The organism is Skermanella mucosa (assembly GCF_016765655.2).
GTDB lineage: Bacteria > Pseudomonadota > Alphaproteobacteria > Azospirillales > Azospirillaceae > Skermanella > Skermanella mucosa.
The window spans coordinates 141,581-164,911 of sequence record NZ_CP086108.1 but is presented as its reverse complement, the minus strand read 5'-3'; the positions used below and the strand labels follow the sequence as shown (position 1 = coordinate 164,911).

23 protein-coding genes are annotated in these 23,331 nt (G+C 66.9%); 15 read left to right on the top strand and 8 right to left on the bottom strand.

Annotated elements, in window-relative coordinates; genetic code table 11:
• Window positions 1-94: 94 nt before the first annotated feature.
• The 3 genes from JL100_RS33715 (at window position 95) to JL100_RS33705 (ending at window position 1,696) form a co-directional block, all read left to right on the top strand.
• Window positions 95-271, top strand: a complete 177-nt coding sequence (locus tag JL100_RS33715) for a hypothetical protein (protein ID WP_202683001.1) — start codon at window positions 95-97, stop codon at window positions 269-271.
• Between the two features lie 164 nt (window positions 272-435).
• On the top strand, window positions 436-888 hold the full coding sequence (locus tag JL100_RS33710; RefSeq protein ID WP_202683000.1) for a hypothetical protein: 453 nt from the start codon (window positions 436-438) through the stop codon (window positions 886-888).
• Window positions 889-1,159: 271 nt separating this feature from the next.
• Window positions 1,160-1,696: a hypothetical protein gene (locus tag JL100_RS33705; RefSeq protein ID WP_202682999.1), complete on the top strand. Its 537-nt coding sequence runs from the start codon at window positions 1,160-1,162 to the stop codon at window positions 1,694-1,696.
• A 427-nt stretch (window positions 1,697-2,123) separates the two neighbouring features.
• Here the strand turns inward: JL100_RS33705 and JL100_RS33700 are convergent, their stop codons facing one another.
• The gene (locus JL100_RS33700) at window positions 2,124-2,795 is read right to left on the bottom strand and encodes a haloacid dehalogenase type II (protein WP_202682998.1); all 672 of its coding nucleotides are present in this window, start codon (window positions 2,793-2,795) and stop codon (window positions 2,124-2,126) included.
• Window positions 2,796-3,247: 452 nt separating this feature from the next.
• Here JL100_RS33700 and JL100_RS33695 point away from each other — a divergent pair, with 452 nt between their 5' ends.
• From JL100_RS33695 to JL100_RS33665, 7 genes are all read left to right on the top strand, one after another.
• The gene (locus JL100_RS33695) at window positions 3,248-3,802 is read left to right on the top strand and encodes a cysteine hydrolase family protein (protein WP_202682997.1); all 555 of its coding nucleotides are present in this window, start codon (window positions 3,248-3,250) and stop codon (window positions 3,800-3,802) included.
• A 221-nt stretch (window positions 3,803-4,023) separates the two neighbouring features.
• Window positions 4,024-5,076 carry a sugar ABC transporter substrate-binding protein gene (locus tag JL100_RS33690; protein ID WP_202682996.1) on the top strand — a complete coding sequence of 351 codons (1,053 nt, stop codon included), beginning with the start codon at window positions 4,024-4,026 and terminating at the stop codon, window positions 5,074-5,076.
• Between the two features lie 130 nt (window positions 5,077-5,206).
• Window positions 5,207-6,721, top strand: coding sequence for a sugar ABC transporter ATP-binding protein (locus JL100_RS33685; RefSeq protein ID WP_202682995.1), 1,515 nt, complete (start codon window positions 5,207-5,209; stop codon window positions 6,719-6,721).
• 82 nt (window positions 6,722-6,803) lie between these two features.
• Complete coding sequence (locus tag JL100_RS33680; protein ID WP_228421758.1) at window positions 6,804-7,790, top strand: ABC transporter permease; 987 nt, start codon at window positions 6,804-6,806, stop codon at window positions 7,788-7,790.
• 108 nt (window positions 7,791-7,898) lie between these two features.
• Window positions 7,899-8,483: a hypothetical protein gene (locus tag JL100_RS33675; RefSeq protein WP_202682993.1), complete on the top strand. Its 585-nt coding sequence runs from the start codon at window positions 7,899-7,901 to the stop codon at window positions 8,481-8,483.
• 116 nt (window positions 8,484-8,599) lie between these two features.
• Entirely contained in the window at window positions 8,600-9,871 is a 1,272-nt protein-coding gene (locus JL100_RS33670) for a CynX/NimT family MFS transporter (protein ID WP_202682992.1), read from the top strand.
• A gap of 10 nt (window positions 9,872-9,881) precedes the next feature.
• Entirely contained in the window at window positions 9,882-11,024 is a 1,143-nt protein-coding gene (locus tag JL100_RS33665; RefSeq protein ID WP_202682991.1) for an MFS transporter, read from the top strand.
• Here JL100_RS33665 and JL100_RS33660 read toward each other — a convergent pair.
• The 4 genes from JL100_RS33660 to JL100_RS33645 all read right to left on the bottom strand — a co-directional run bounded on the left by JL100_RS33660 (window position 11,021) and on the right by JL100_RS33645 (window position 16,007).
• Window positions 11,021-11,569, bottom strand: coding sequence for a hemerythrin domain-containing protein (locus tag JL100_RS33660; protein ID WP_228421736.1), 549 nt, complete (start codon window positions 11,567-11,569; stop codon window positions 11,021-11,023). The two genes, JL100_RS33665 and JL100_RS33660, sit on opposite strands and share 4 nt — an antisense overlap.
• 185 nt (window positions 11,570-11,754) lie before the next feature.
• On the bottom strand, window positions 11,755-13,590 hold the full coding sequence (locus JL100_RS33655) for a DEAD/DEAH box helicase family protein (RefSeq protein ID WP_202682989.1): 1,836 nt from the start codon (window positions 13,588-13,590) through the stop codon (window positions 11,755-11,757).
• Between the two features lie 174 nt (window positions 13,591-13,764).
• The gene (locus tag JL100_RS33650) at window positions 13,765-14,715 is read right to left on the bottom strand and encodes a sensor histidine kinase (protein ID WP_202682988.1); all 951 of its coding nucleotides are present in this window, start codon (window positions 14,713-14,715) and stop codon (window positions 13,765-13,767) included.
• Window positions 14,716-15,062: 347 nt separating this feature from the next.
• Complete coding sequence (locus JL100_RS33645) at window positions 15,063-16,007, bottom strand: AEC family transporter (RefSeq protein WP_202682987.1); 945 nt, start codon at window positions 16,005-16,007, stop codon at window positions 15,063-15,065.
• Between the two features lie 124 nt (window positions 16,008-16,131).
• On the opposite strand from JL100_RS33645, the gene JL100_RS33640 reads away from it, so the two are divergent.
• Entirely contained in the window at window positions 16,132-18,102 is a 1,971-nt protein-coding gene (locus JL100_RS33640) for a prolyl oligopeptidase family serine peptidase (protein ID WP_202682986.1), read from the top strand.
• A gap of 166 nt (window positions 18,103-18,268) precedes the next feature.
• Entirely contained in the window at window positions 18,269-18,982 is a 714-nt protein-coding gene (locus JL100_RS33635) for a CBS domain-containing protein (RefSeq protein ID WP_202683074.1), read from the top strand.
• Window positions 18,983-19,068: 86 nt separating this feature from the next.
• On the opposite strand, the gene JL100_RS33630 is transcribed toward JL100_RS33635, so the two are convergent.
• Entirely contained in the window at window positions 19,069-19,275 is a 207-nt protein-coding gene (locus JL100_RS33630) for a DUF6494 family protein (protein ID WP_202682985.1), read from the bottom strand.
• Between the two features lie 119 nt (window positions 19,276-19,394).
• Here JL100_RS33630 and JL100_RS33625 point away from each other — a divergent pair, with 119 nt between their 5' ends.
• Both JL100_RS33625 and JL100_RS33620 read left to right on the top strand, forming a co-directional pair.
• Complete coding sequence (locus tag JL100_RS33625) at window positions 19,395-20,198, top strand: NUDIX hydrolase (protein ID WP_202682984.1); 804 nt, start codon at window positions 19,395-19,397, stop codon at window positions 20,196-20,198.
• A 146-nt stretch (window positions 20,199-20,344) separates the two neighbouring features.
• The gene (locus JL100_RS33620) at window positions 20,345-20,512 is read left to right on the top strand and encodes a hypothetical protein (RefSeq protein WP_202682983.1); all 168 of its coding nucleotides are present in this window, start codon (window positions 20,345-20,347) and stop codon (window positions 20,510-20,512) included.
• 4 nt (window positions 20,513-20,516) lie between these two features.
• Here the strand turns inward: JL100_RS33620 and JL100_RS33615 are convergent, their stop codons facing one another.
• A complete protein-coding gene (locus tag JL100_RS33615) occupies window positions 20,517-20,708 on the bottom strand; it encodes a hypothetical protein (protein ID WP_202682982.1) in 192 nt (63 codons plus the stop codon).
• Window positions 20,709-21,297: 589 nt separating this feature from the next.
• Between JL100_RS33615 and oxlT the strand changes: the two genes are divergently transcribed.
• A complete protein-coding gene (gene oxlT / locus JL100_RS33610; RefSeq protein WP_228421734.1) occupies window positions 21,298-22,575 on the top strand; it encodes an oxalate/formate MFS antiporter in 1,278 nt (425 codons plus the stop codon).
• 105 nt (window positions 22,576-22,680) lie between these two features.
• On the opposite strand, the gene JL100_RS33605 is transcribed toward oxlT, so the two are convergent.
• Window positions 22,681-23,202, bottom strand: a complete 522-nt coding sequence (locus tag JL100_RS33605; RefSeq protein WP_202682980.1) for a hypothetical protein — start codon at window positions 23,200-23,202, stop codon at window positions 22,681-22,683.
• Between the last annotated feature and the right edge of the window lie 129 nt (window positions 23,203-23,331).

Sequence of the window (23,331 nt, the reverse complement as noted above, 5' to 3'; positions counted from 1 at the left end):
AATAGGAGATTTTGCCGCTATCTAATAGCAGATTTTCCCGCGACTCCCTTCCGGAGAACGGCCTGGACCAGCCATAGGCGGGATCATTGTCTACATGGATCTGGAAAAGACGCGCGACCTGACGCGGAGCGCCTGGAACCTCTTCCATTGGTGCTCGAAGGACCAGGCCGCCGGGTCGGCCGGCTTCGTCCTCTGTCTCGGCGACAAGCTGATGCCGATAGGGGCGGGGAGGGTGTGCCTGCCGCTGTCGATGCTGTGGTCGTTCCGCTGAGCCATCCGGTCCCCCTCGGGCGCGGCACTGCGGCAATCGGCGCCCCCTTTCGGAACCACTTAAACCGGAAACAGCCTATCCTTCGAGGTATATTCCCGTCCCGATAAGTGCCGACTGTCGGCCGCCCGCCTTTCCGCGGAGCCTCGAAAAAGGGAAGTCGATAAATGAAAGCACGCTTTGCCGCCCTGCTGCTGTCGGCGGTGGCGGTTTCCGCCTGTTCGAGCATCACGGAGGGCACCTCCCAGGTGATCTCCGTCAGCACCAACCCGGCCGGCGCCGACTGCGCCCTTGTCCGGCAGGGCATCGTCATCGGCCGGGTCAACCCCACGCCGGGCCAGGTCAAGATCGACAAGACCAAGCACGACATCAACGTCGAATGCACGAAGGACGGCTTCGAGAAGGCGAGCTATTTCAACAAGTCCGACGTGGCGGGCATGACCGTCGGCAACCTGATCGCCGGCGGCGCCATCGGATGGGCGATCGACAGCGCGACCGGTGCCGATAACAAGTATGACGGCTCCGTCCACCTGGAGTTCAAGCCCGCCGCCGACAAGAGCCCCCAGCCTCCGGCCACCCCTCCGCAGGATGGCAAGGCCCCGGCGGTGCCGACCTCCTGATCGCCAACCGGGGCCGCCTGGACCAGGGGCGGCCCCAGGAGTCCGGCCGAAGCGATCATCCGGAGGAAGGGGGGAGATTGAAAGCTGAATTTACTCTGACCCCTTTTACAGAACGCTCCGATCCCGTGCGTAGGCGAGTCGCAGTCGACGTGGCGGTCAAGATCGATCTCCTCACGAAAAAGCCCGCAGCCAAATGGCGCGCGGGCGTGGAACGGGATGGAATTTAGGGGAAATATTTTTAAATAAATACAAGCCGCATAGGGGAGCAACGATGCGGAAACTCATGATCGCCCTGGCGGCGATGCTGGGCGCGTGCGCCCTGCCTCAGTCGCACCGGAGCGCGTTCGACTGCCCGGCGACCAACTGCCTGCACGAGCAGACGGTCAAGGGCTATCCGCCTGGCCGGCAGGAACCTGCCATGATGGAGAGGGTCAGCGCTCTCGGGCTTTCGCTATCCTACCAGAAGCGGTACCGCTCGTTCCGGGCTACCAAGGACCCGGATCAGATCGCCGCCTTCATCCAGACCCCAGCAGGGTTTGCGCCAGCTTTTGCGATGGCGGGCGATCAGCGCACCGAGAGCATTCAATTCTTCGACACTGCCGGCAAGGCGGGGCCGAAGTCCACTTCTCCCCGGTCGGCCGTCAAGCCGGCCTCGTATACCGCCATCGTCTGGACCTTCGGCGACGACGCTATTGCGATAGCTCGGATGATGACAGATGCCGGTTTCTACGAGCTGGTGTCCTTCGGCGGGAAATGGGGCGCGGCAAAGGAACTGGAGAAGTATGTCGCGTCAAACGAACGCTCGTGATGGTACAGGCTTGATCATGTCCACGAAGGCCATGTTGATTTTTGCCTGCCTTATCGTGTCGGCCATGGCAGTATTCATTTCCAATACAAGGTATCAATACGTTGGCTTAGGACGTTCCGGGACCCCGATGAAGATCGACATTTGGACGGGGCAAATGGATGTCTGCGATCTCGCAACCGGAAAGCTGCGTTGTTGGCCCTACGGAATGTCACCGCCCCCATAAAAGCCCTCCACCAGATCATTACGCCGCGCGACCTCCGGCCGGACGATCTGGCTGATCTGCTTTTCCATCCTGTCGTTCCTGTTAACCGCGGCGGCAGTGATCGCCGCCTCAATCTGCTTCCTCGTGACAGTCACCCCTCGGCGTTGGCCTCATCAAGGATGATTGTGATGTCTTCGCCCCGGCCGGCCCGGTAAGCATTGTCGATCACATCGCCGCGAAAGCCTGCGCCACCTCGGACAGGCTTTCCCCCGACACGTCGGGCGCCTGCATGACGGCGGGGAAGGGGCGGCCCCGGGCGACATAGCCGGCGGACAGCCCGGCGGTCCTGGCGCCGTGGATGTCCCAGGGATGGCACGCGATCAGCGCAAGCGCGCCGGGCTCCACCCCGGCCTGTCGCGCCGCGTGCTCGTAAACCTCCCGCCTTGGCTTGGACAGGCCGACATCCTCCACCGACAGGACCACCTCCACATGCCGGATCAGGCCGGCCGCTTCCAGCAGGGACCGGGTGGACGCCGCCGCGCCGTTGCTCAGCGCCACGATGCGGATACCGGCATCGCCCAGGGTCCGGAAAGCTTCCCCGGCGTCCGCATGGGGCGAAAGCCGCTTCATGCCGTCCAGCACGTCCGACCGCTGCGCCGCCGTGGCGCTCCGGCCGTGTTCCGCCAGCACCTGCTCCAGGGCCGCGTCCAGGACGCTCCGGAACGGCTGGAAGCTTCCCGTCGCGGCCAGGGCGAAGGCGTCGCGCAGGCCCTCGGCGAACCACAGTTCCAGCGCGCCGGGCGGCAGTCCCAGGCCCGCGAGGGGGTCTCGCAGCGGTTCGAGCGAGAAGACGGTGCCGATGATATCGAAGGCGACGACGGCCGGACGGGAAGTCATGACTGCACCGGAGTGGTTCGGGGAATGCCCTGTCAACCGCCGGGGTATCGCCCGGTTCCCGGTCGCGCCGGGCCGGGATTGCGCGCCGGTCCCGTGTAAAGGATTGTGTTCCTACGACGTAAACGCTACCATGCCCGGGCCACCACCCGGAAAAGGTCCCGTCATGCCGCTCCCCACCTTTTCGACCGCAATCATCACAAATGCTGACATAAGGGGGGAGGGGGATGTCATCATCCTGCCTCGGCGGGAGCCGGGGCAGGGCGGGGCGCGAGCCGCGGAATCCGCCCCCCGGCCGTCGCCCGTCACCACGGATGTATACGGATGCTGACATGAGCCGGGGGGTGAACCGGGCGGCGATCCTTTACAATCTACATCTTCCAGCGGAGGAGGGGCGCCCGGCACCCCTCCGGCCCCTCAAACTCTCTGAATCCCACGAACAAGGAAACGGCACCATGACCACCAAGCGCGCGCTGCTCGTCATCGACATCCAGAACGACTATTTCCCCGGCGGCAAATGGGAGCTGACCGGGATGGACAAGGCCGCCGCCAACGCCGCCCGGCTGATCGAGTCGGCCCGCGCCGCCGGCGAACCGGTCGTGCATGTCCGGCACGAGTTCCAGTCGGCCGACGCGCCGTTCTTCGCGCCCGGCTCCGACGGCGCCCGCATCCACCCCGCCGTGGCGCCGGCCGACGGCGAGACCGTGGTGCTGAAGCACTATCCCAACGCCTTCCGCGAGACCGGGCTGAAGGACATCCTCGGCCGCGACGGCATCACCGACCTGGTGATCTGCGGCGCCATGAGCCACATGTGCGTGGACGCCGCCACCCGGGCCGCCAAGGACCTGGGCTATGCCTGCACCGTCGTCCACGACGCCTGCGCGTCGCGCGACCTGGAATTCGACGGCGTCCGAGTCCCGGCCGCCCAGGCCCACGCCGCCTTCATGGGCGCGCTGGGATTCGCCTACGCGACCCTCGCCACGACCGACGAATTCATCGCCAAGGCGTGACCGGCTTCCCGTGACCGGCCCGCCGCGATCCTCCGGAAGAATCCGTTGCAGCCGCACGGCACTATGTCACACTCACCGGTGCGTCGGACGGGCCGCCAAGGTCCCGCCGCCGCATCGGGACCGGCGCCCCGTCCGTCTTGACGGTCGGGAATGAGCGGTTCCGCAAGGACAAGGATAACGTAACGGGTCCAACGATCCGAACCGGTTCGGGAGGAACAACGATGTCCAGCACCAAGGGACCGCGGCAGCCGTCGCGGCGTGACTTCATCCGTGCCGCCGGCGCTTCCGCCGGGGCGGGCGCCGCCCTGGCCGGCGGCTTCGGCTTCGATCTCGGCTTCAGCCCCGCCTTCGCCGCCGAGATGGCCAAGGAGACCGCGCGGTCGGAAAAGCCGCTCCGGGCCGCCTTCTCCAACGCCGGGCTCCAGGCGACCTGGTGCGCCCAGGGCAAGCGGGCCGCCGAATGGTGGGGCAAGCTTCTCAACGTCGAGATCACCTGGTTCGACGGCGAGCTGAGCGCCACCAAGCAGCGCGCCGCGATCGACAACATGGCGTCCCAGAAGTGGGACTTCGTCGCGATCCAGGCGTTCGGCATCGGCACCCTGACCGCGCCGGTCAACAAGATGATCGATGCCGGCATCCCGGTGCTGGACATGGACACGCTGATCGCCCCGCTGGAGCAGATCAAGGTCCACAGCTTCCTCGCCCCCGACAACGAGTTCATGGGCGCCTCGGTGACCCAGGCGCTGCTGGACGAGATCGGCGGCGCCGGGACGATCATCATGACCCAGGGCGCGCTGGGCCATACCGGCGCCCAGGGGCGGGCCCGGGGTTTCGAGTCGGTAGTCAAGAAGTTCCCCAAGGTCGAGGTGCTGGACACCACGCCGGCCGACTGGGACGTGACCAAGGCGGTGCGGATCTGGGAAACCCACCTGACCAAGTATCCCAAGATCGACGCCGCCTTCTTCCATAACGACGACATGGCGCTCGCCGCCTGGAACGTCATGAAGGCCCGGGGCCGCACCGACATCAAGATCGGCGGGGTGGACGCCATGCCTCCCGCGATCCAGGCGGTCAGCGAGGGCCGCATGCACGCGACGGTGCGCAACCCGTCATGCCGCATCCATGGCGGCGCCGTGCTGGCGGGCGTCGCGGCGGTGGTCAACGGCGAGAAGAGCGGGGAGGGCATTCCCAAGCACATCATCACCGACGGCCCCGTGGTGACCAAGGCGAACGCGCCCGGCATGCAGTGGATGCAGGACCATTACCTGATCTGAGGGGGGCAGAGGGTGCGCGTCCCGCGCATCTCGGCCGGAAGGTGCGCGTCCCGCGCACCGCGGGCGGCGGGACGCCGCCCCTCCTCCCGGGCGGCCGACGCGTCGTGATAATCCTCCTTGGAGCACCAGCATGGAAACCGACCCGGCGGCGGCAGCGCCGCCGCTCCTGGAGCTGACCGGCATTTCCAAGTCGTTCGGCGGCGTCGCGGCGCTGCGCGAGGTGGACTTCACCCTGCGGGCCGGCGAGATCCACGGCCTCGTCGGCGAGAACGGGGCCGGAAAGAGCACCCTGATGAAGATCATCGCGGGCGTGCATGCCGACTATGGCGGCACGTTCCGGATCGACGGGCGGGAGCGCCGGTTCCGCTCCGCCCGCGACGCGCTGAAGGCCGGCATCGGCATGGTCCACCAGGAGCTCAGCATCGTGCCCGACCTGTCGGTCGCGGAGAACGTGTTCCTGGGCAGCCAGCCGGTCCGCCGCTTCGGCGTGGTCGACTGGCGGCGGATGAACATCCTGGCGGCGGAGCACCTGCGCAGCCTGGGCATCGACGTCGATCCCCGGACGCCCATCGGCGCGCTGCCGATCGGGCTCCAGCAGCTGATCGAGATCAGCCGCGTGCTGTTCTCGGGCGCCCGGATCATCATCCTGGACGAGCCGACCTCCGCCCTCTCCCCGCCGGAGATCGAGCGGCTGTTCGGCCTGCTGCGCGGGCTGCGGGCGTCCGGGAAGAGCATGATCTTCATCTCCCACTTCCTGGACGACATCCTGGGCGTGTCGGACACGGTGACGATCTTCCGCAACGGCCGGAAGATCGTCACGGCGCCGGCGGCGGGCGCCTCCAAGGGCTGGGTGATCGAGAACATGATCGGCGCCGGCCACGAGGACCTGGAGGAAAGCTACACCTCGGAGCTGATGCTCCACAGCAAGCCCGACGCCGAGGTGGTGCTGACGGCGTCGGGCCTGGGCCACGGGCGGGCGTTCCGCGACGTGACGCTCGACGTGCGGGCGGGGGAGGTGCTGGGCATCTACGGCTTCATGGGCTCCGGCCAGCTGGAGCTGGCCCGGACGCTGTTCGGCAAGCTGCGGCCGGACACGGGAACGCTGACCATCGGCGGGCGGCGGGTCGTGCTGAACGGCACGGCGGCGGCGAAGCGGGCAGGGGTCGCCTTCGTGCCGGAAAGCCGGCGGTCCATGCTGTTCGCCCACGAACCCGTGTACCGGAACATGTCGATCTCTATCCTGGAGCGGCTGCATCCGGTGCTGCTGCGGCCGGCGGCCGAGCGGGAGATCGCGGGGCGGCACGTCGCCAGCCTGGGCATCCGGCCGACGCGGGTGGACCAGCCGCTGGGCACCCTGTCCGGAGGCAACCAGCAGAAGGTCGGGCTGGCCAAGTGGCTGACATACCTGCCCAAGGTGCTGGTGCTGAGCGAGCCGACCCGCGGCATGGACGTGGGCGCCAAGGAGGACGTGGTCAGGATCGTGCGGTCGCTCCGCGAGCAGGGCGTCGGCATCGTCGTGGTGTCGAGCGAGCCCGAGACCGTGCTGTCCCTGGCTGACCGCATCCTGGTGATGAAAAAGGGCGAGGTCGCCCGCGAATTCGCCGGCGAGACGGTGAGCAAGGACCGCCTGCTGGACGCCGCCTGAACAGAGTCATTTTCGAGGAACCCACATGAGCGCACGCGTGACCGAAACCGACCGGGCCGGCAGCGGGAACCGTTCGGCCGTGATGAACTGGCTGCGCGGGCGGCTGAGCAACATAGCGCCCTTCATCACCCTGCTGTTCCTGGTCGCCTTCTTCTCCATCGCCAGCCCGTCCTTCGCGACGCTGGACAATGTCGGCAACATCCTCAACCAGATCTCCATCACGGCGATCATGGCGGTGGGCCTGACCTACGTCATCCTGTGCGCCGAGATCGACCTGAGCGTCGCCAGCGTCGCCAACGCGACCGGCATCGTGCTGGCCTATTTCACGCTCCAGGACACCTACGCCAACATCGCCCACGTGCCGATGCCGGGCTGGGTCGCGATCCTGTTCGCGTTCGGCGCCTGCTTCGCGCTGGGGGCGGTCAACGCCTTCGGCGTGACGCGTATCGGCATCCCGTCCTTCATCATGACGCTCGCGATGCTCCAGATCGGGGCGGGAATCTGCGCCATGCTGGTGCGCGGCCAGATCGCCTACAACGTGCCGCCGCTGGTCCAGACCCTGGGGCAGAAGGCGCTGGGGCCGGTGCCCTACGTGGTGATCGTCGCGGCGGCGTTCCTGCTGGTCGGGCACCTGGTGCTGACATACACGCGGTTCGGCCGGTACGTCTACATGGTCGGCGGCAACCGGGAGGCAGCGGAATATTCCGGCGTCAACGTCAAGCTGGTGATCGCCTCGGTCATGATCATCTCCGCCGTCTGCTCCGGCGTTGCGGGCATGGTCGGCGTGGCCTATTTCGGCAGCGCCCAGCAGAACGAGTTCGACAGCTACCTGCTCGATTCGATCTCCGCCGTTGTGGTCGGCGGCACCAGCCTGTTCGGCGGGCGGGGCGGCATCGGCAACACCGTGGTCGGGCTGCTGGTGCTGGGCGTGCTCAACAACGGGCTGGACCACATCAACATCGACAGTTTCCTCAAGATACTGATCCGCGGCCTGATCCTGCTGGCGGCCCTGGTCATCAACATCTACGCCCAGCGCTTGCGAAGCGCCCAGGCATCGGCTACCCATTAGGTATAACCCGGTATGGTCGGCGGGAGGTTCAGGGATCGTTAACCAACGAATGCGCAAACTTATTGCGCGATATATCCCTGCAAATAGCCTAGTATCGGTGATACCAGCATGTTCGACGTTGAATTCCTCTCCCCGGCCGATCGGGAGTTCGAGGCACTGCCGGAAAGCGCCCGCAACGAGATCCTGGCGGCCGTGCGAAAGCTGGCGGCGGGCGGTGCGACGACGACCACGGATGCTGGATTCGCGGTTGCCCGGGCGGCGGGGCAGGTGGCGGTCTGCCAGACCGACACGTATCTTGAAGGTATACAGGTCTTGCTGTTGGTTGATGAAAAATTGTGGGACGAGGGCGCCAAGGCAGGTCCGGGCGCGGAGCCGGCGGCGGTGAACCGCGTCGTCTGGCCGTCCGGCCCGGCCTCGTTCCGGGACGCCCGCCTGAACTGCGCCGAAATCTCGGGGCTGGAGGAGGCCATTACCCGCGAACTGCTCGACATGGGCATGGCGGAGGTGGCGGCCCTCGCGATCGGCTTCGGCTCCTGGGTCGCGGTCTGCGACCTCGACCCCCAGGGCACCGCGTCGGTGCTGCGCCTGCTGCCGCTTTCCGACTACACCGCCCTGGTCGACGACGAGGAGGCCGACCTGTTCATGGGCCTGCCGACCACCGTCCTGGACGGGATCTCCGCCACCCGGCACTGAGGTCCCGCGGGTCGATCGCCCGGAGACTGACCAGTCTGCGGAAATAACATGGCGGGTTGGCGGGCCAGGAATGTTACCCACGTCGGGAATTCTCCGTAACCGTGGGTCGCCTCCTGATGAACAGAGTGGCCGCGGAGGACCGGAAGCCGACGCTGGCCGATGATCTCCTGATCGACGCCGAGGATACTTCCGCCTCCGAAACGAAATTGCCGTCCCGGGCCCTGCTGCTGGGTGCCGCTCTGATGCTGGTGGCGCTGAACCTGCGCCCGGCGCTGTCCAGCCTCGGGCCGATCCTGCCGGAGGTGATCCGCGACACCGGCGTCTCGGCGTTCGGCGCCAGCATCCTGACGACCGCGCCGGTGCTGTGCCTGGGCCTGTCCGGCTTCCTGGCGCCGAGGCTCGCCCGGCGGTTCGGCACGGAGCGCGCCATCGCGCTGTTCCTGCTGGTCCTGGCGGCGGGAACCGCGCTGCGCGGCGTCGCCGGCTTCCCGGGATTGCTGACCGGATCGATCGTCGCCGGCCTCGGCATCGGGGTGATCGGCGTGCTGCTGCCGGGCTTGGTCAAGCGCGACTTCCCGGCCCATGCCAGCCTGATGACCGGCGTCTACACCATGGCGCTGTGCGCCGGCGCCGCCGGCGCCGCCGGGTTGACGGTCCCGCTCCAGGCGGCGTTCGACGGAAGCTGGGCGGCGGCGCTGGCCGCCTGGGGCCTGCCGGCGCTGGTCGCGGCGCTGGTCTGGTTCCCGCTGGCGGACCGGAGCGGGCGCGGCTCGGCACGGCCGCCGACGCTGCCGGTGTTCGGGCTGTGGCGCGACCCGCTGGCCTGGCAGGTCACCTTCTACATGGGCCTGCAATCGGCGGTCGCCTACATGGTGTTCGGCTGGCTGGCCCCGATCCTGCGGGACCGCGGGCTCGACCCGGTCATGGCCGGGTTCGTGGTCTCCTGCTCGATCATGGTGCAGATCCCGGCGGCGCTGGCCGCCCCGCTGCTGGCGACCCGCCGCCCGTCGCAGAGCCTGGCGGCGGCTGTCCTGATGGGCTCCACCCTGGCGGGGGTGCTGGGATTCTTCCATGCGCCGCTCGGCTCGGTCTGGATATGGGCGGTGCTGCTGGGGATCGGGCAGGGCGGCAACTTCGCCCTGGCCCTGACCATCATCGTCCTGCGCTCGAAGGACAGCCACGTCGCGGCATACCTTTCGGGGATGGCGCAGAGCGTCGGCTATACCCTGGCGGCCTGCGGGCCGCTGGGCGTCGGGCTGCTGCACGACTGGTCCGGCGGCTGGCAATCGGTCGGACTGCTGTTCGCCGGCGTCTGCCTGGTCGCGGCCGCGTTCGGCATCGCCGCCGGGCGCGACCGCCATGTCCTGCCGTCCCGGCCAACCTCCTGAAGCGCCCTCCATGCCTTTCATCCTGATCCTCGGCCTGGCCGGCTTCGCCAGCGCCCTGTCCCTGCGGGCCACCGACCCGCTGCTGCCGGTGCTGGCGGACGACCTGGGCGTCACCCTGCGGGAGGCGGCGCTGCTCGCCTCGGCCTACACGCTGCCCTACGCGATCATGCAGCTCGTGCTCGGCCCGGTCGGCGACGCGATCGGCAAGATCCGGCTGATCCGGATCTCGCTGGCGGTGCTCACGGTCGGATTGGCGCTCTCGGCGCTGGCGCCCGGCTACGGCAGCGTGCTGGCGGCGCGCGCGCTGGCCGGCGGCTTCGCGGGCGGGGTGATCCCGGCCTCCATGGCGCTGATCGGCGACCGCGTCGCCTATGCGGAACGCCAGTTTTCGATCAGCCGCTTCCTGGTCGCGGTGATCTTCGGCCAGCTCTCCGGCTCCGCCATCTCGGGCGCACTGGCCGAGGTGGCGGGCTGGCGCGCGGTGTTCGCCCTGTCCTCGGTGGTGGCCGGGCTGGCGCTGGCGGCCTCCCTGCTGTTCCTCCATGGCGAGCGGACCCGGAGCGAGCTGTCGCTGGGCGGCTCCATCGCGCGCTACCGGACGGTGCTGGCGAACCCGGCCTCGCTGCTGGTCTTCGCGACGGTGGCGGGGGAGGGGATCCTGATCTTCGGCGTCTTCCCCTTCGTCGCCCCCATGCTGGCGCCCCACGGCGCCACCGGCTCGCTGGAGGCGGGGATCGCGATCTCCGGTTTCGCGGTCGGCGGAATCCTCTACAGCCTGGTGGTGCGCCGGCTGGTCGCCGGGCTGGGCCAGTGGGGCATGATGAGGATCGGCGGGGCGGTGGCCGGCCTCGCCTACCTGCTGGTCGCCGCGCCGCTGCCCTGGACCGCCGTCGCCGGCCTGTTCGTGGTGGCGGGCTTCGGCTTCTACATGCTGCACAACACCATGCAGACCCAGGCGACCGAACTGGCGCCCGGCGCCCGCGGCTCGGCCCTGGCGCTGTTCGCCTCGTCCTTCTTCCTGGGCCAGGGGCTCGGGCCGATCCTCGGCGGCCCGATCTCCCACGCCTACGGCTTCGGCACCCTGTTCGTCCTCTCCGGACTGCTGACCGTCGGCCTCGGCACGGGAGCGGCCTGGCTGATCAAGTCGCGCTAAAGAAGCAGGGCCTTCTCGCGCTGGACCTCGCCGGACATCCTGGCCGTTTCCCGCTGGTCCATGACCTGGCGCAGCTTCGGGAAATCCACCAGCTCCTCCTGGTCGACATGGTGCTCGATCAGCCGCCTCAGTTCCCCGGCGCGGGTCCGCCAGCGCGGGTCGTCCTTGGGAATCTGCTCCAGGGCATAAAGGTGCATCTTCATCTCGGCATGCTCGCTGTAGAGCTGCCGGGTGTGCTCGACGGCCTGGGCGCGGTCGTGGAGCAGCGGGTAGACCACGTCCTCCTCCGCCATGGCATGGGCGGCCAGACGGTGCTTCAGGCGGAGCAGCAGCTGCGTCCGGTCGAATGCCGCGCCGTCGGAACTATGCTCCATCCGGTCCAGCAGCGACAGGATGACCCGGTGGTCCCGGGCGAGCGCGTCGAAGGGGTCCCGCCCGGCGGAAGCCCGCGCCGTTCCCGCCGCCTGCGCCACCACCGGCGGCAGCAGCCGGCTGGCGATCAGGGCCGCCGCGGCGCCTCCGGCGAAGGCCAGGACGCCGCGCATGGATAGCCAATCCGCATCTCTCCGCATCATGTGTCTTCCCAATCTGTTTTCCGAGCCTCTGGGAACGCAACAGGAATCGGGCGGGACCGTTCGGAACGATTTAATTTCCATAAGATAGATTATGACGTTTCCGGAACGATGCATCGGCAAGGATCTTCCCGCCGCGGCCCCATCGGACGATCCGGCTACTTCGGTCCCGATGCCGCCCCGGAGGCCCTCTCGCCCCACCGGCCGATCGTATGAAAGCGGTCGGGCTGAAGAAACTCCGGCGTCGTGGCGGGGCAAGGCGCCATCTTCGCCATATCCGGGGCGACCGCGTGAAGGGCGGCCTGCACTTCAGGGTCCGCACCCGCGCTCGCAAGGGCTTCCGGATCGATCCAACGGAGTTGCCCCGCCTCGAAGCGGGCATAGATGCGCCCGGTGCCTCGGTCGGCGAAGTTCACCCGCGAAAACTTCCGTATGCAGCGGACCAGATATCCTGCGTTGTTTTCCGCGGCCATGGTCCCCTGGTCAGGATAGACCTCATCCGGTTGCCGGGCATCGACGTTGATCTTCCGGTATCGCTCCAGGTTGAGTATGCACCGGACGTCCAGGATGTTCATCTCGCCGCTCCAACCGAACGCGGCCGTGAGAGGCACCTCTCCCCGCGGGACGCTGTTGTCGAGGAACTCGAAATGAACGGATATGTTCGGGTCCAGGGCGCGCCCGAACAGGATGTTCTGCATTCCCGTGTATGCCTCCACGTTATGCGCGAGCAGATCATCCACGGACTTGTATCGCCCGACTTCCAGGCCGCGCTGCCAGGCGCGCTCGACCGTCTCCTCGGGCGGAGTCACCATGAGCAGATAGCACAGCAGATTGCCGAAACGGGACGGCAGGTGTTTGCTTTCGTCCGAATGGAGCGCGAAGCTGTCGAAGCGGAAGCGATCGATCAGGAGGTGGGACGTTTGCCGCTTGTCGCCCTTGCGCACGAGATGAGCATCAAGCTTCCGATCGATGATCGTGACTTCCTGGCTGGTAAGCATCCCCGCGTACTTGTACAAAGGACCTAGCGAGTCAAAATCGAGCAGCGCCTTTCTCCAGGTATCGGGGCTTATCAGCGCGAAGTCGTTCCATTGGATTCCCATCTTCGCGGCCAGCTTCCTTTGTAGCGGCCGCATCGTACTCTTTCCCGAGGCGGAAGCGCCTTTGGTCAACATGGTGACCGGCCGACCCTGGGCGGGGACCTGCCGAAACCCCTCCCGTTGCGCCACGTCGCGGATTTTCGGCTCAAGGAACTGGCCGATAGCCCCGCCGCCATAGTCGTTGCAGGCGAGGCCCAAAGCGAGAGACGGAAGAAACGTGTGTTCCCCCAGGATCCGGCCGTGCTTCAGGCGAGTGGCCGAAGCGACCCTTACGAGCGACCGGAAAGCAGCCTTGTCCAGCGCCGCCTCGCTCGTGTGCGCCCGCATGCTCCACTCGCGAACGAGCCGTTCGTCGCGGTCCCATTCGCTTTCCGCGGCAGGCGCCGCCGCTGCGCCGGGCGACCTGCGAAACCAGGTCCAGAGACCACGCGGAGCCGCGTCCCGCTCCCTGCCGGGACCGGCCGGGGAACGGCGGAACGAGCCCGACAGTTCGCGCCCGATGAAGGTTTCAAGCTCCGATCTCGCCTCGCGGTAAATGTCATCGAGCTTGGATCGGTTTGGTTCGACGACGAGCGTCATGAGCGTCTGCGCCATACGCCGCAGATTCATGCCCAGGCTGCTGACGCTGGCGTCTTCGGGATCGGGAATCTCATAGTCCGCCGTGACCCGCACCAGCACCTCATGCAGGGCCAGCCGTTCCGGCCGGAAGATCGCGAGATCCTCCAGGGACAATCCTGTGACGTCCCGGAGTTCCATCGCTTGCGTGATGTCGTTGAAGGAGTTCCCCGGCCGGAAGATGGTGGAGAGTGCCAGGAGTTCGCGTGTAAACCCTGACTGGATGCCTGGATTCCAGGGACCTTCGGGGCGATCGCCATTACCCCTGTCATATTGTTGCATGGTCGGGCTTATCCAGTTGGCAGAGCGCCCTTTCGCGACTCCATCGCCGGAGCCAACCTGCCGACGCCGTACTGTCGAAACGGGCAGTCAGCCTTGGAAGGATACTGTCCTTGCTCCGGATTGTCGATCGTCCCCGGAGTGCCGGGCGACATGCCGAGCCCCGCCCCGCGATCCTCATGCGGGAAAGACGACCCGGGTCAGGCTGGTGCCCGGTTCCGGCAGGACCAGTTCCCCGTCGAGCTGGGATACCAGGCCCTCAATGATCTGGAGGCCGAGGCTCGGCACGACCTTCCGCGGCATTCCCGGCCCGTCGTCGGCCACGGTGAGCGCGGCGCGGTGCGGGTCGAGGCGCTTCAGGTCGACCTGTATCACCCCATGGTCGCGCCCCTTGAAGGCGTGCTTGACCGAATTGGTCATCAGTTCGGTCAGGATCAGGGACAGCGCCGTGAGCCCGCGCAGGTCCATGCGGACGTCGTCTGCCTGCACCCGGCAGGCGATGTTCTTGGCGCCGGTGGCTTTCAGAAGGTCGTCGCAGAGGCCTCCGAGATAATCGCCGAGCGGCTGGTCCAGGGCGGCCGGCTCGTGCAGGCGGCGGTGCAGCCTGGACATCATCTCCAGCCGGTGCATGGCGTCGTCGAACGCGTTCTCGGCCGACGCCGGATCGGCGGCGACGGACGCTTTCTGAAGCATGAGCAGCGAGCTGACGAAGGACAGATTGTTGGCGACGCGGTGCTGCAACTCGACGAACAGGGTGCTCTGCCGCCTTGCGAGTTCCGCGGAAACCTGCTGCGCGGCCTTGAGACGTTCGCCCGCACGCCTCATGGCGTGGATGATGGCTATGTCGATGCCGACGACGAAGACGTAGAAGGCCAGGGCGAGCGCCGTTTCCGCCGTAAGGCCGAATGAATCGACCGGCGGTATGAACCAGTACCAGGCGGCCAGGCCGCTCGCCACGGCGCACAGCGTGCCCGCGCGCGTCCCGGCGACGAAGCAGGTCAGGATGACTGCCGGGAAGAAGGTGACGTAGGGGAAGCCGGGCGGCAGCACGGGATCGAGCACGAAGCGCGTCAGGAGACCGACGAGGAACGCCGCCGCCGCGACTCCGTATCCCAGGGCGGGCGCCATCAGGACACCCGCTCGGACGGAGGATGGTCGACCACTCCCGGGACTTGGGTTACCGCCTCGTTCACGAGATTCTTCGAAGCGAAGGCCGTTATCCGGACCAAAGGCGTGCGTAACATGCAACGTTCCGTAAAACCTAACGAAATTTTCTGCGGCGATGCTCTTGTCGGGGGCACGGCGCTGGCGACTTTACTGACCTTCTTCTTCTGCAGACAGGCATCTTAACAATGTCACCAGGCTACATCTTGTTCACTCGTGAATTCAAATTAGGCTTTGATCATGGTTCGAGCGGCGCAATATCAAAATATTAGTTGCCTTATGATCTCTCCCGTCTCCAGTCGAGCCCGCCGTCAGGCGGGATGAAGCAGCGCCAGGACCACGGTGATGCTGACCACCGACAGCAGCGTCGTCAGCATCACGGCATTCACCGCGCCGGCGACATAGCAGCCGAACTGGTGGGCTTGCAGGTACACGTTCGCTCCCGCCGGCAAGGCGGCGGTGACGGTCGCCACGGCGACGGCCTCGGGCGACAGGCCCGCGACCTTGGCCGCGAGCAGCCAGACGACCAGGGGATGCAGCACCAGCTTCAGCACGGCCACGGTGAGGGCTTCCACCAGTTCGCCGCCGATGCGCAGCGCGCTCTGGGCCTGGGCGGCGCCGAGCGCGATCAGGGCGGTCGGCGCCGCCGCGGCGGCCAGCATGGCGGTCATCCTGTCCAGCGGCTCCCAGATGCCCAGGCCGGTGAAACTCCAGGCGAGGCCGCTGAGCAGGCCGATGATGATCGGGTTGGACAGGGTCTCCCTCACCGCGGGCAGGACGAGCTTCGTCAACCCGCCGGAGTGCCCCCGCCCAAGGGCTATCAGGACCGTCGTCACCGGCAGCAGGATGAGGGAGTGGAAGGCGATGATCTTGGTCTGGAGGACGACGCCCTCCGGGCCGAAGGCGGTCTGTATCAGCGGAAGGCCGAGCAGAACCGCGTTGGAATACATCGCCGCCATGCCGAACACGCCGAGCTGATCGAGCCGCAGCCGGAACAGCGTCCGGCCGCAGGCGAACGCCAGGGCCAGGATCACGAGGCAGCCGCCGAAATAGGCCAGCGCTATGGCCGGCTCCATGTTCCGGGCGGTCCCCTCCCCCGCCGTGGAACGGAACAGCAGCACGGGGATCATCAGCCAGGTCGCCGCGTTGGCGACGCCGCGGACGGCGGCCGGAGGCAGGATGGATGTCCGGCCCGCGACGTAGCCGACCAGGATCAGGCCGAACACCGGCAGAATGATGTTGATGAAGATCATCATGGGGAATGTCGGCTTCCTGGATTGGGTCGTCGGACCGGCGTCCCGGAACGGCGCGGAGTATGGCGCGGGCCGGTCAAGGCGGGTTAGACAGGGACTCCGCACCCCACAAGCGAGGAACACAGAGATGCGCATTGCCCCTTACGGAGCCTGGAAGTCGCCCATCACGACGGACCTGATCATCGGCGAGGCGGTGGGGCTGAGCGAGCTTTGCGTGGATGGCGGCGATATCTGCTGGGTCGAGGGGCGGCCCGCGGAGAAGGGCCGGAGCGTCATTGTGAAGGCGAGCGCCGACGGTGTCATCCGCGATCTGCTGCCGCCGCCGTTCTCCTCCCGCAGCCGCGTCCACGAGTATGGCGGCGCCAGCTACGTGGCGGCCGGCGGCACGGTCTGGTTCGTGAACTTCGCCGACCAGCGGATCTGGCGGCTGGACGCGGGGGCGGAACCGGTTCCCGTCACCGTCGGGGACGCCGGCTGGCGCTTCGCCGACCTGGTGCTCGACGCGCCGCGCGGGCGGCTGATCGCGGTCGGCGAACTGCACGGTGAGTCCGGGAACGGGGAGCCGCTCAATGTCCTGGTGTCGGTCCCGGCCCGGCCGCCCGAACCGGCCATTCCGGAAACCATCGCGACCGGAGCCGACTTCTACGGGGCGCCCCGCCTCTCCCCGGATGGCGGCCGGCTGGCCTGGATCGAGTGGAACCACCCCAACATGCCATGGGACGGGACCAGGCTGATGGTGGCCGACGTGCTGGACGACGGGACCCTGGCCGAGCCCCTGGGGGTGGACGGCGGGGACGATGTCGCGGTCGTGCAGCCGTCCTGGTCGCCCGCCGGCACGCTGCACTATGTCTCGGACCGGAGCGGCTGGTGGAACCTGGTCCGCTGGAACGGCACGGGAAGCGGCGCCGATGCCGGGGTCCCGCTCCTCCCCATGACGGCGGAATTCGCCCGGCCCTACTGGAACTTCGGGCAGGCGACCTACGGCTTCACCGGCGACCTGATCGCCGCGGCCTTCACCCGCAACGGGTTCTGGTCCTTGGCTACCGGCATCGGCGGCGGGCCGACGCCCGCGGCCGCGGAGATTCCCTACGACCAGATCGGCACGGTCAGGCCGATGGCCGGCGGCGGCATCGCGCTGCTGGCGGGGAGCGGCAGGGAGCCGGGGTCGGTCGCCCTGCTGACCTCGGAAGGCGCCCGGGTCCTGCGCCGCTCGGCGCCCATCGACCTTCCGGACGGGACGATCTCGGTCGCCCGGCCGATCGAGTTCCAGAGCGCCGGCGGGCGGACCGCCTATGCCTTCCATTACCCTCCGACCAACGCCGACCACCGGGCGCCCGAGGGCACCCTGCCCCCGCTGCTGGTCAAGAGCCATGGCGGGCCGACCTCGGCGGCGTCGCCCCAGCTGAACCTGTCGATCCAGTACTGGACGAGCCGCGGCTTCGCGGTCGTCGACGTGAACTATGCCGGGTCGAGCGGATTCGGAACCCCGTACCGCCGCGCGCTCGACGGCGCCTGGGGAGTTGCCGACGTGGAGGACTGCGTCGCCGCCGCGACGTACCTGGTCGACCAGGGCCTCGCAGATCCCGAGCGGATCGCGATCACGGGGGGCAGCGCCGGCGGATACACCACCCTGTGCGCCCTGACCTTCACCGACCGGTTCCGGGCGGGGGCAAGCCATTACGGCATCTCGGACCTGGAGGCGCTCTACCACGACACCCACAAGTTCGAATCCCGCTACCTGGACCGGCTGATCGGACCGCTGGAAACCTCGGGCGCGATCATCGAGGCACGGTCGCCGATCCATCACCTGGACCAGATCGATTGCCCGGTCATCCTGTTCCAGGGGCTGGACGACAAGGTCGTGCCGCCCAACCAGGCCGCCATGATGGCCGACGCGCTCCGAGCCAAGGGGTTGCCCGTAGCCCTGCTCACCTTCGAGGGCGAGGGCCACGGGTTCCGGCAGGGCTCGACCATACGGCGCACCCTGGAAGCCGAACTGTGGTTCTATGGCCGGATCTTCGGCTTCGAGCCGGCCGACGCGATCGACCCGGTCGAGATCGAAAACTGGCCGGACCGACACGGCGGCACGACTGAATGAGAAGAGAGGATCGGTCCCAGGGACTTCGCCCCCTTGTCTCTCGATGCCCCCTTACTGTCACCGCGCATTTCTGGTAGTTGGTATAACGTATGCCAGATTTCCGCCGTCACCGGGTGGCTGGCCGGACGATCTGCATCGAACCCAAGAAACGCGAATGGAGGAAACGATGAAGGCCGGCGACATCATGACCCGCAGCGTCATCACGATCGATGCGGACAGTACCGTCGCGGAAGCGGCGAAGCGGATGCTCGAGCACCGGATCAGCGGCATGCCCGTCGTCGACGGTCAGGGCCGCGTCATCGGCGTCATCAGCGAGGGCGACCTGCTGCGGCGGGCCGAAACCGGGACCGAGACCCAGGGCAAAGGCGGCGGCTCCTGGTGGCTCGGCCTCGTCGCGAGCGCCTCGTCGCAGGCGGACGCGTTCACCAAGCAGCACGGCCGGACCGTCCGCGACGTGATGAGCGCCAACGTGATCAGCGTCGACGAGGACGCCGCCCTCAACGAGGTGGTCGAGCTGATGGAGAGCCGCCGGATCAAGCGGGTTCCGGTCACCCGCGACCATCAGGTGGTCGGCATCATCAGCCGCGCGAACCTGATGCGCATGTTGACGACCCTGGAACCCGGAACGGCCGCCCCGTCGGCGGACGACAAGACGATCCGGGAGCGGGTGCTGAAAGCCTATGCCGACCAGCCCTGGGCGCCGGACTTCGGCGAGAACGTCGTGGTGAAGGACGGCGTCGTCCATCTCTGGGGCGCCGTGCGGACCGAATCCCAGCGGCAGGCGCTCGTGGTCGGCGCGCGGACGATCCCGGGCGTCCGGGACGTCGTGGACCATATCGACGTGGTCGATCCGGTCGCGGAAGGATTCGTGGGCTGGTAACCGTCGGCACCCGCTAGGGCCGGCAGGTTCCGGGCCGCACTCAGGCGCGGCTCGGAACCTGCCGGCCCGGGTCCTTTCAAACGGCGTCAGCCGAGTTCGATCTCACCGTCGATCTCGTGGCGCAGGTCGATGCCGTCGATGGTCAGCACGACCTTGGCGGACAGGGTGTCGCCGCCCTTGATCCGGCCCGACCTGATCGCCCGATCCACCGCGGCCTCGATCTCGCGCTGGGAAGTCACCCCGACGACCTTGAGAAACTTGCGAACTTCCATGTTGAAGGTGTCCGGATCCATCCAGTCTTCTCCCTGTCCCCCGTTCACCCTGAACGGTACTGATTTGCTGCTTCAATAATCAACCTTGCACAAAGTCCGTGCATCGTACTACCCTTTCCTTCTGGCATGTGGTGTACGGTATGCAAACAATACGCAAGACACCCGACGATGGCCCCAAGGCGTCTGCGGCCCCGCGCCCGGCGGCGACCCTGATCCTGCTGCGCGACGCGCCGGGCGGGCTCGAAACCCTGATGATCGAACGCCACGCCGGGCTCGGTTTCGCACCGGGCGCACTGGTCTTTCCGGGAGGATGCCTTGCCGCGGAGGATCGCCACCCCACCGGAATTCCCGGCGGCGGCCTGCATCCCGCCCGGCTGGCGGCAATCCGGGAGACTTTCGAGGAATGCGGTATCCTGCTGGCGCGGCGGCATGACGGCGCCCTGCCCGACCCCGCCCGCTGCGCCGATCTTGTGGCGCGCTACCGCGCCCGGCTCCTGTCCGGAGACATCACCTTCGGCTCCGTGATCGAGGCGGAGGGACTGGTTCCCGCGGACGACCGCCTCGTCGCTTTCGGACACTGGGTGACGCCGGCCGTGCGCCCCAGGCGCTTCGATACGGTCTTCTTCATCGCGGCGGTACCACCCGGCCAGCAGGCGGAACCCGACGGGTCCGAGATCGTGAGTTGCCGATGGGGACGTCCGGCGGAAATCATCGAGGCTGCTGATGCCGGCGCGGTGCGCCTGATCTTCGCCACCCGGATGAACCTGATGCGTCTCGCCACCAGCCGAACCGTCGCGGAGGCGGTCGAGACGGCGATGCGGCAGCCGCTGGTCAGGATCGTGCCGGAATGGATCGAAACATCCGCCGGCGCGGAGCTTCGCATACCCGAGGGTGCCGGGTACTGCCCCTGCGTCGTGCCGGCCGTCCCTGCGGACATGGCCTAGGAGACGAAAAAGCCGGCGGCGATGCCGCGCCTCAGAACCCCATTCCGCTGGTCGGGAAAGGGGGCGGGTAAGTAAAGGAGCCGGTTGCGTTTGCAATCAGGTCCGTTGAAGATGAAACAGATAATAAGAAGGAAGTGGGAGGGAGCGTGCATATCAGAAAATTACAGGACGCCCCGGCCGGCGGCACACACCGGAAGGTGCTGGTCACCACCCTGTGGTTCGGTGTGCTGAGCGGGCTGTGCCACGGGGCCGTCCTGCTGCTGGCCGGATCGCCCGGACCCGACCTGACCCGAATGGTATGGACCAGCTTTTGACGGATCACTCGATCCAGAACGGTCGCTGGTGACCTTCGCCGCTCTGGGACAGCCGGTCGGATGTCCAGAAGATGCCGTCTTCCTCGTCCTCGTCGGCGGAAGCGGAGAACGGCCAGGCGGAACCGGAAGTCAGGGCGTGAGTCACGAGGCCGGCGAAAGCCATGAGGGTGAGGAGGAAGTCGGAGTTCTTAAGCATTTTCCAGGTTCCCTTGGTCTGAGGCGGTGCACCGGTGTCGTTTGCTGCATAGCAACATAACGACGGGGCAAGCGGACATCAAGTGACCTGGAATACAGAATACCAGAGGTCAGCTTTGCATCCACGGCAGGGCTGGCTTTGCCGTGCCCGCAAGTAAAACTCCGGTCCCGATCCCCTTCCGCGCGGTATTCGACCGGCCTCTTCAAATCCTGGCGCCTCTCGGATCCGCCCAGCCGGCAGCCGCTGGAATCGCGGCATAGTCGTCCGGCATACTCCCTGATGCCGGGGAATTGGTTTCTATTTCAACCGATTGTCCCGACCGGCAGAAAATAATCGTTCCACATCGTGGAAAAATCAGAAAACCATTTGCATCCCAGCTGGTGTTTGGCATTCAATATACCAGACACCAGAGGGCGTCACGTTGTCGCAGCCGGGAACCGGAAGGTCCAAGGGCTGCCGAAGCGGGATCAAAGCCCTCCGGAAGAACAAAAAACACCGGACCAATTGTCGTCCATCCACACGGAGGAAATGTCCGATGCATACATCGGTAGATCAACAGGGAAGGACCCGGGCTCCGGATTCCGCCCGCATGCGCTGGATCCAACTCGCCGTCGGCGTGATCTGTATGGTGGCGACGGCTAACATCCAATATGCCTGGACGCTGTTCGTGCCGGAAATCCAGGCGACCTATGGATGGACTCGCGCCTCGATCCAGGCCGCCTTCACGATCTTCGTCGTCGTCCAGACCTGGCTGACCCCCATCGAGGGTTATTTCATCGATAAATACGGCCCGCGCGTGATGGTCGCCATCGGCGGCGTGCTGGTCGGCCTCTCCTGGATCATCAACTCCTACGCCACCACCCTGACCGGCTTCTATGTCGGCGCCGCGGTCGGCGGCATGGGCGTCGGCTGCGTCTATTCGACCTGCATCAACAACGCGCTGAAGTGGTTCCCGGATCGCCGCGGCCTGGCGGTCGGCCTGACCGCCGGCGGCTACGGTGCCGGCTCGGCCCTGACCATCCTGCCGATCGCCGCCGTGATCGCGGCGAGCGGCTACCAGACCGCCTTCTTCTACTTCGGCGCCATCCAGGGCATCGTCATCTTCGCCGTGGCCTGGTTCCTGCGGTCGCCGCAGAAGGGCGAGGTCAAGTACTCCACGAAGTTGTCCCAGTCCCGCCGCGACTACACGCTCAGCGAAGCCCTGCGCACCCCGGTGTTCTGGACGATGCTGGTCATGTTCACCCTGACGGTCACCGGCGGCCTTATGGCGGTGGCCCAGCTCGGCCTGATCGCCCACGACCTGGGCGTCAAGGAATTCCCGGTCAACCTCTACTTCTTCACCATGGCCGCCCTGCCCTTCGCGCTGATGCTCGACCGGGTCATGAACGGCCTGTCGCGTCCCCTCTTCGGCTGGATCTCGGACCATATCGGCCGTGAGAAGACCATGTTCATCGCCTTCACCATGGAAGGCATCGGCATCATCGCGCTGGGTTACTTCGGCCACAACCCCTACGCCTTCCTGATCCTCAGCGGCGTCGTGTTCCTGGCCTGGGGCGAAGTCTACAGCCTCTTCAGCGCCACCGCCGGCGACGCCTTCGGCACCAAGCATGTGGGCAAGATCTACGGCCTCCTGTACTGCGCCAAGGGTATCGCGGCCCTGATGGTCCCGCTCGGCAACATCCTGATGGAAGCCACCGGCACCTGGTCCACCGTGCTCTACACCGTCGCGATCATGGACCTCATGTCCGCCACCTGCGCCATCGTGATCCTGCGGCCGATGCTGGCCCGCCACCACGCCCGGAACGAGCAGGAATACCGCCTCGCCAACGTCGGTCAGGCCCAGCCGGTCGGCTCGGCCACCACCTGATCCCCCCTCGAACCCAGACCTAACCGTTCGGGATCGAAACTTGCGCCGCTGCCGAAAGGCAGCGGCGTTTTTCTTTTGCGGCCAGCGGGCTCGCTTTCCCGAAGGTCAGTTGGAATCGCGGCGGGCCTGGCCGACCTTGACCGCCTGCGAAACGCGCCCGATTTCCCGCGGGTCCGTGTCGACCGTCGGGTTGGGATTCTCGATCAGGGACATCGAACCGTTCGCCGTCCTGCCCGAGTTGGGATGATGCCGGACGCGATTGCGGCGCTTCAGCTCCAGGGCGCGCCGGGCATGGTCGGTCTGGCTGCCGCCCGATCCGGCCTTCCGGATCCGCGCCAGCTCGCGGTTGAGCCTCTTCACCGCGCCGGCGAAGATCGCCGCTTTCGCTTCAGTCCCGGTATTGTCGCGGGCAGCCTCCGCGCCGCGGGGCTCGGCCTTGCCGCGCATTTCCCGCCGCTGCTGGCGGGAGCGGTCCCTCGCCTTCTGACGGTACTCGCGCAGCAGCTTCAAATTGTCCGCCAACGCATCTTCGGACAGACCGCAAATCGCGGGATAGTGTGTCTGGCTCACGACTTCGAATTCACCTGCGGTCAGCAATCGCTTCTCGGTCGAAATAGGCACACTCATGGAATTTTTCCTTTCTGTTTGAAACCCGGTAACTGCTTGGATCGGTCCCCCTATGGTCCTGCTCGATAACTTCGATGAGCTCGGCGTCGGCGTTCGCCCTGGCGGGCGAAGGCCGACCTACCGCGGATC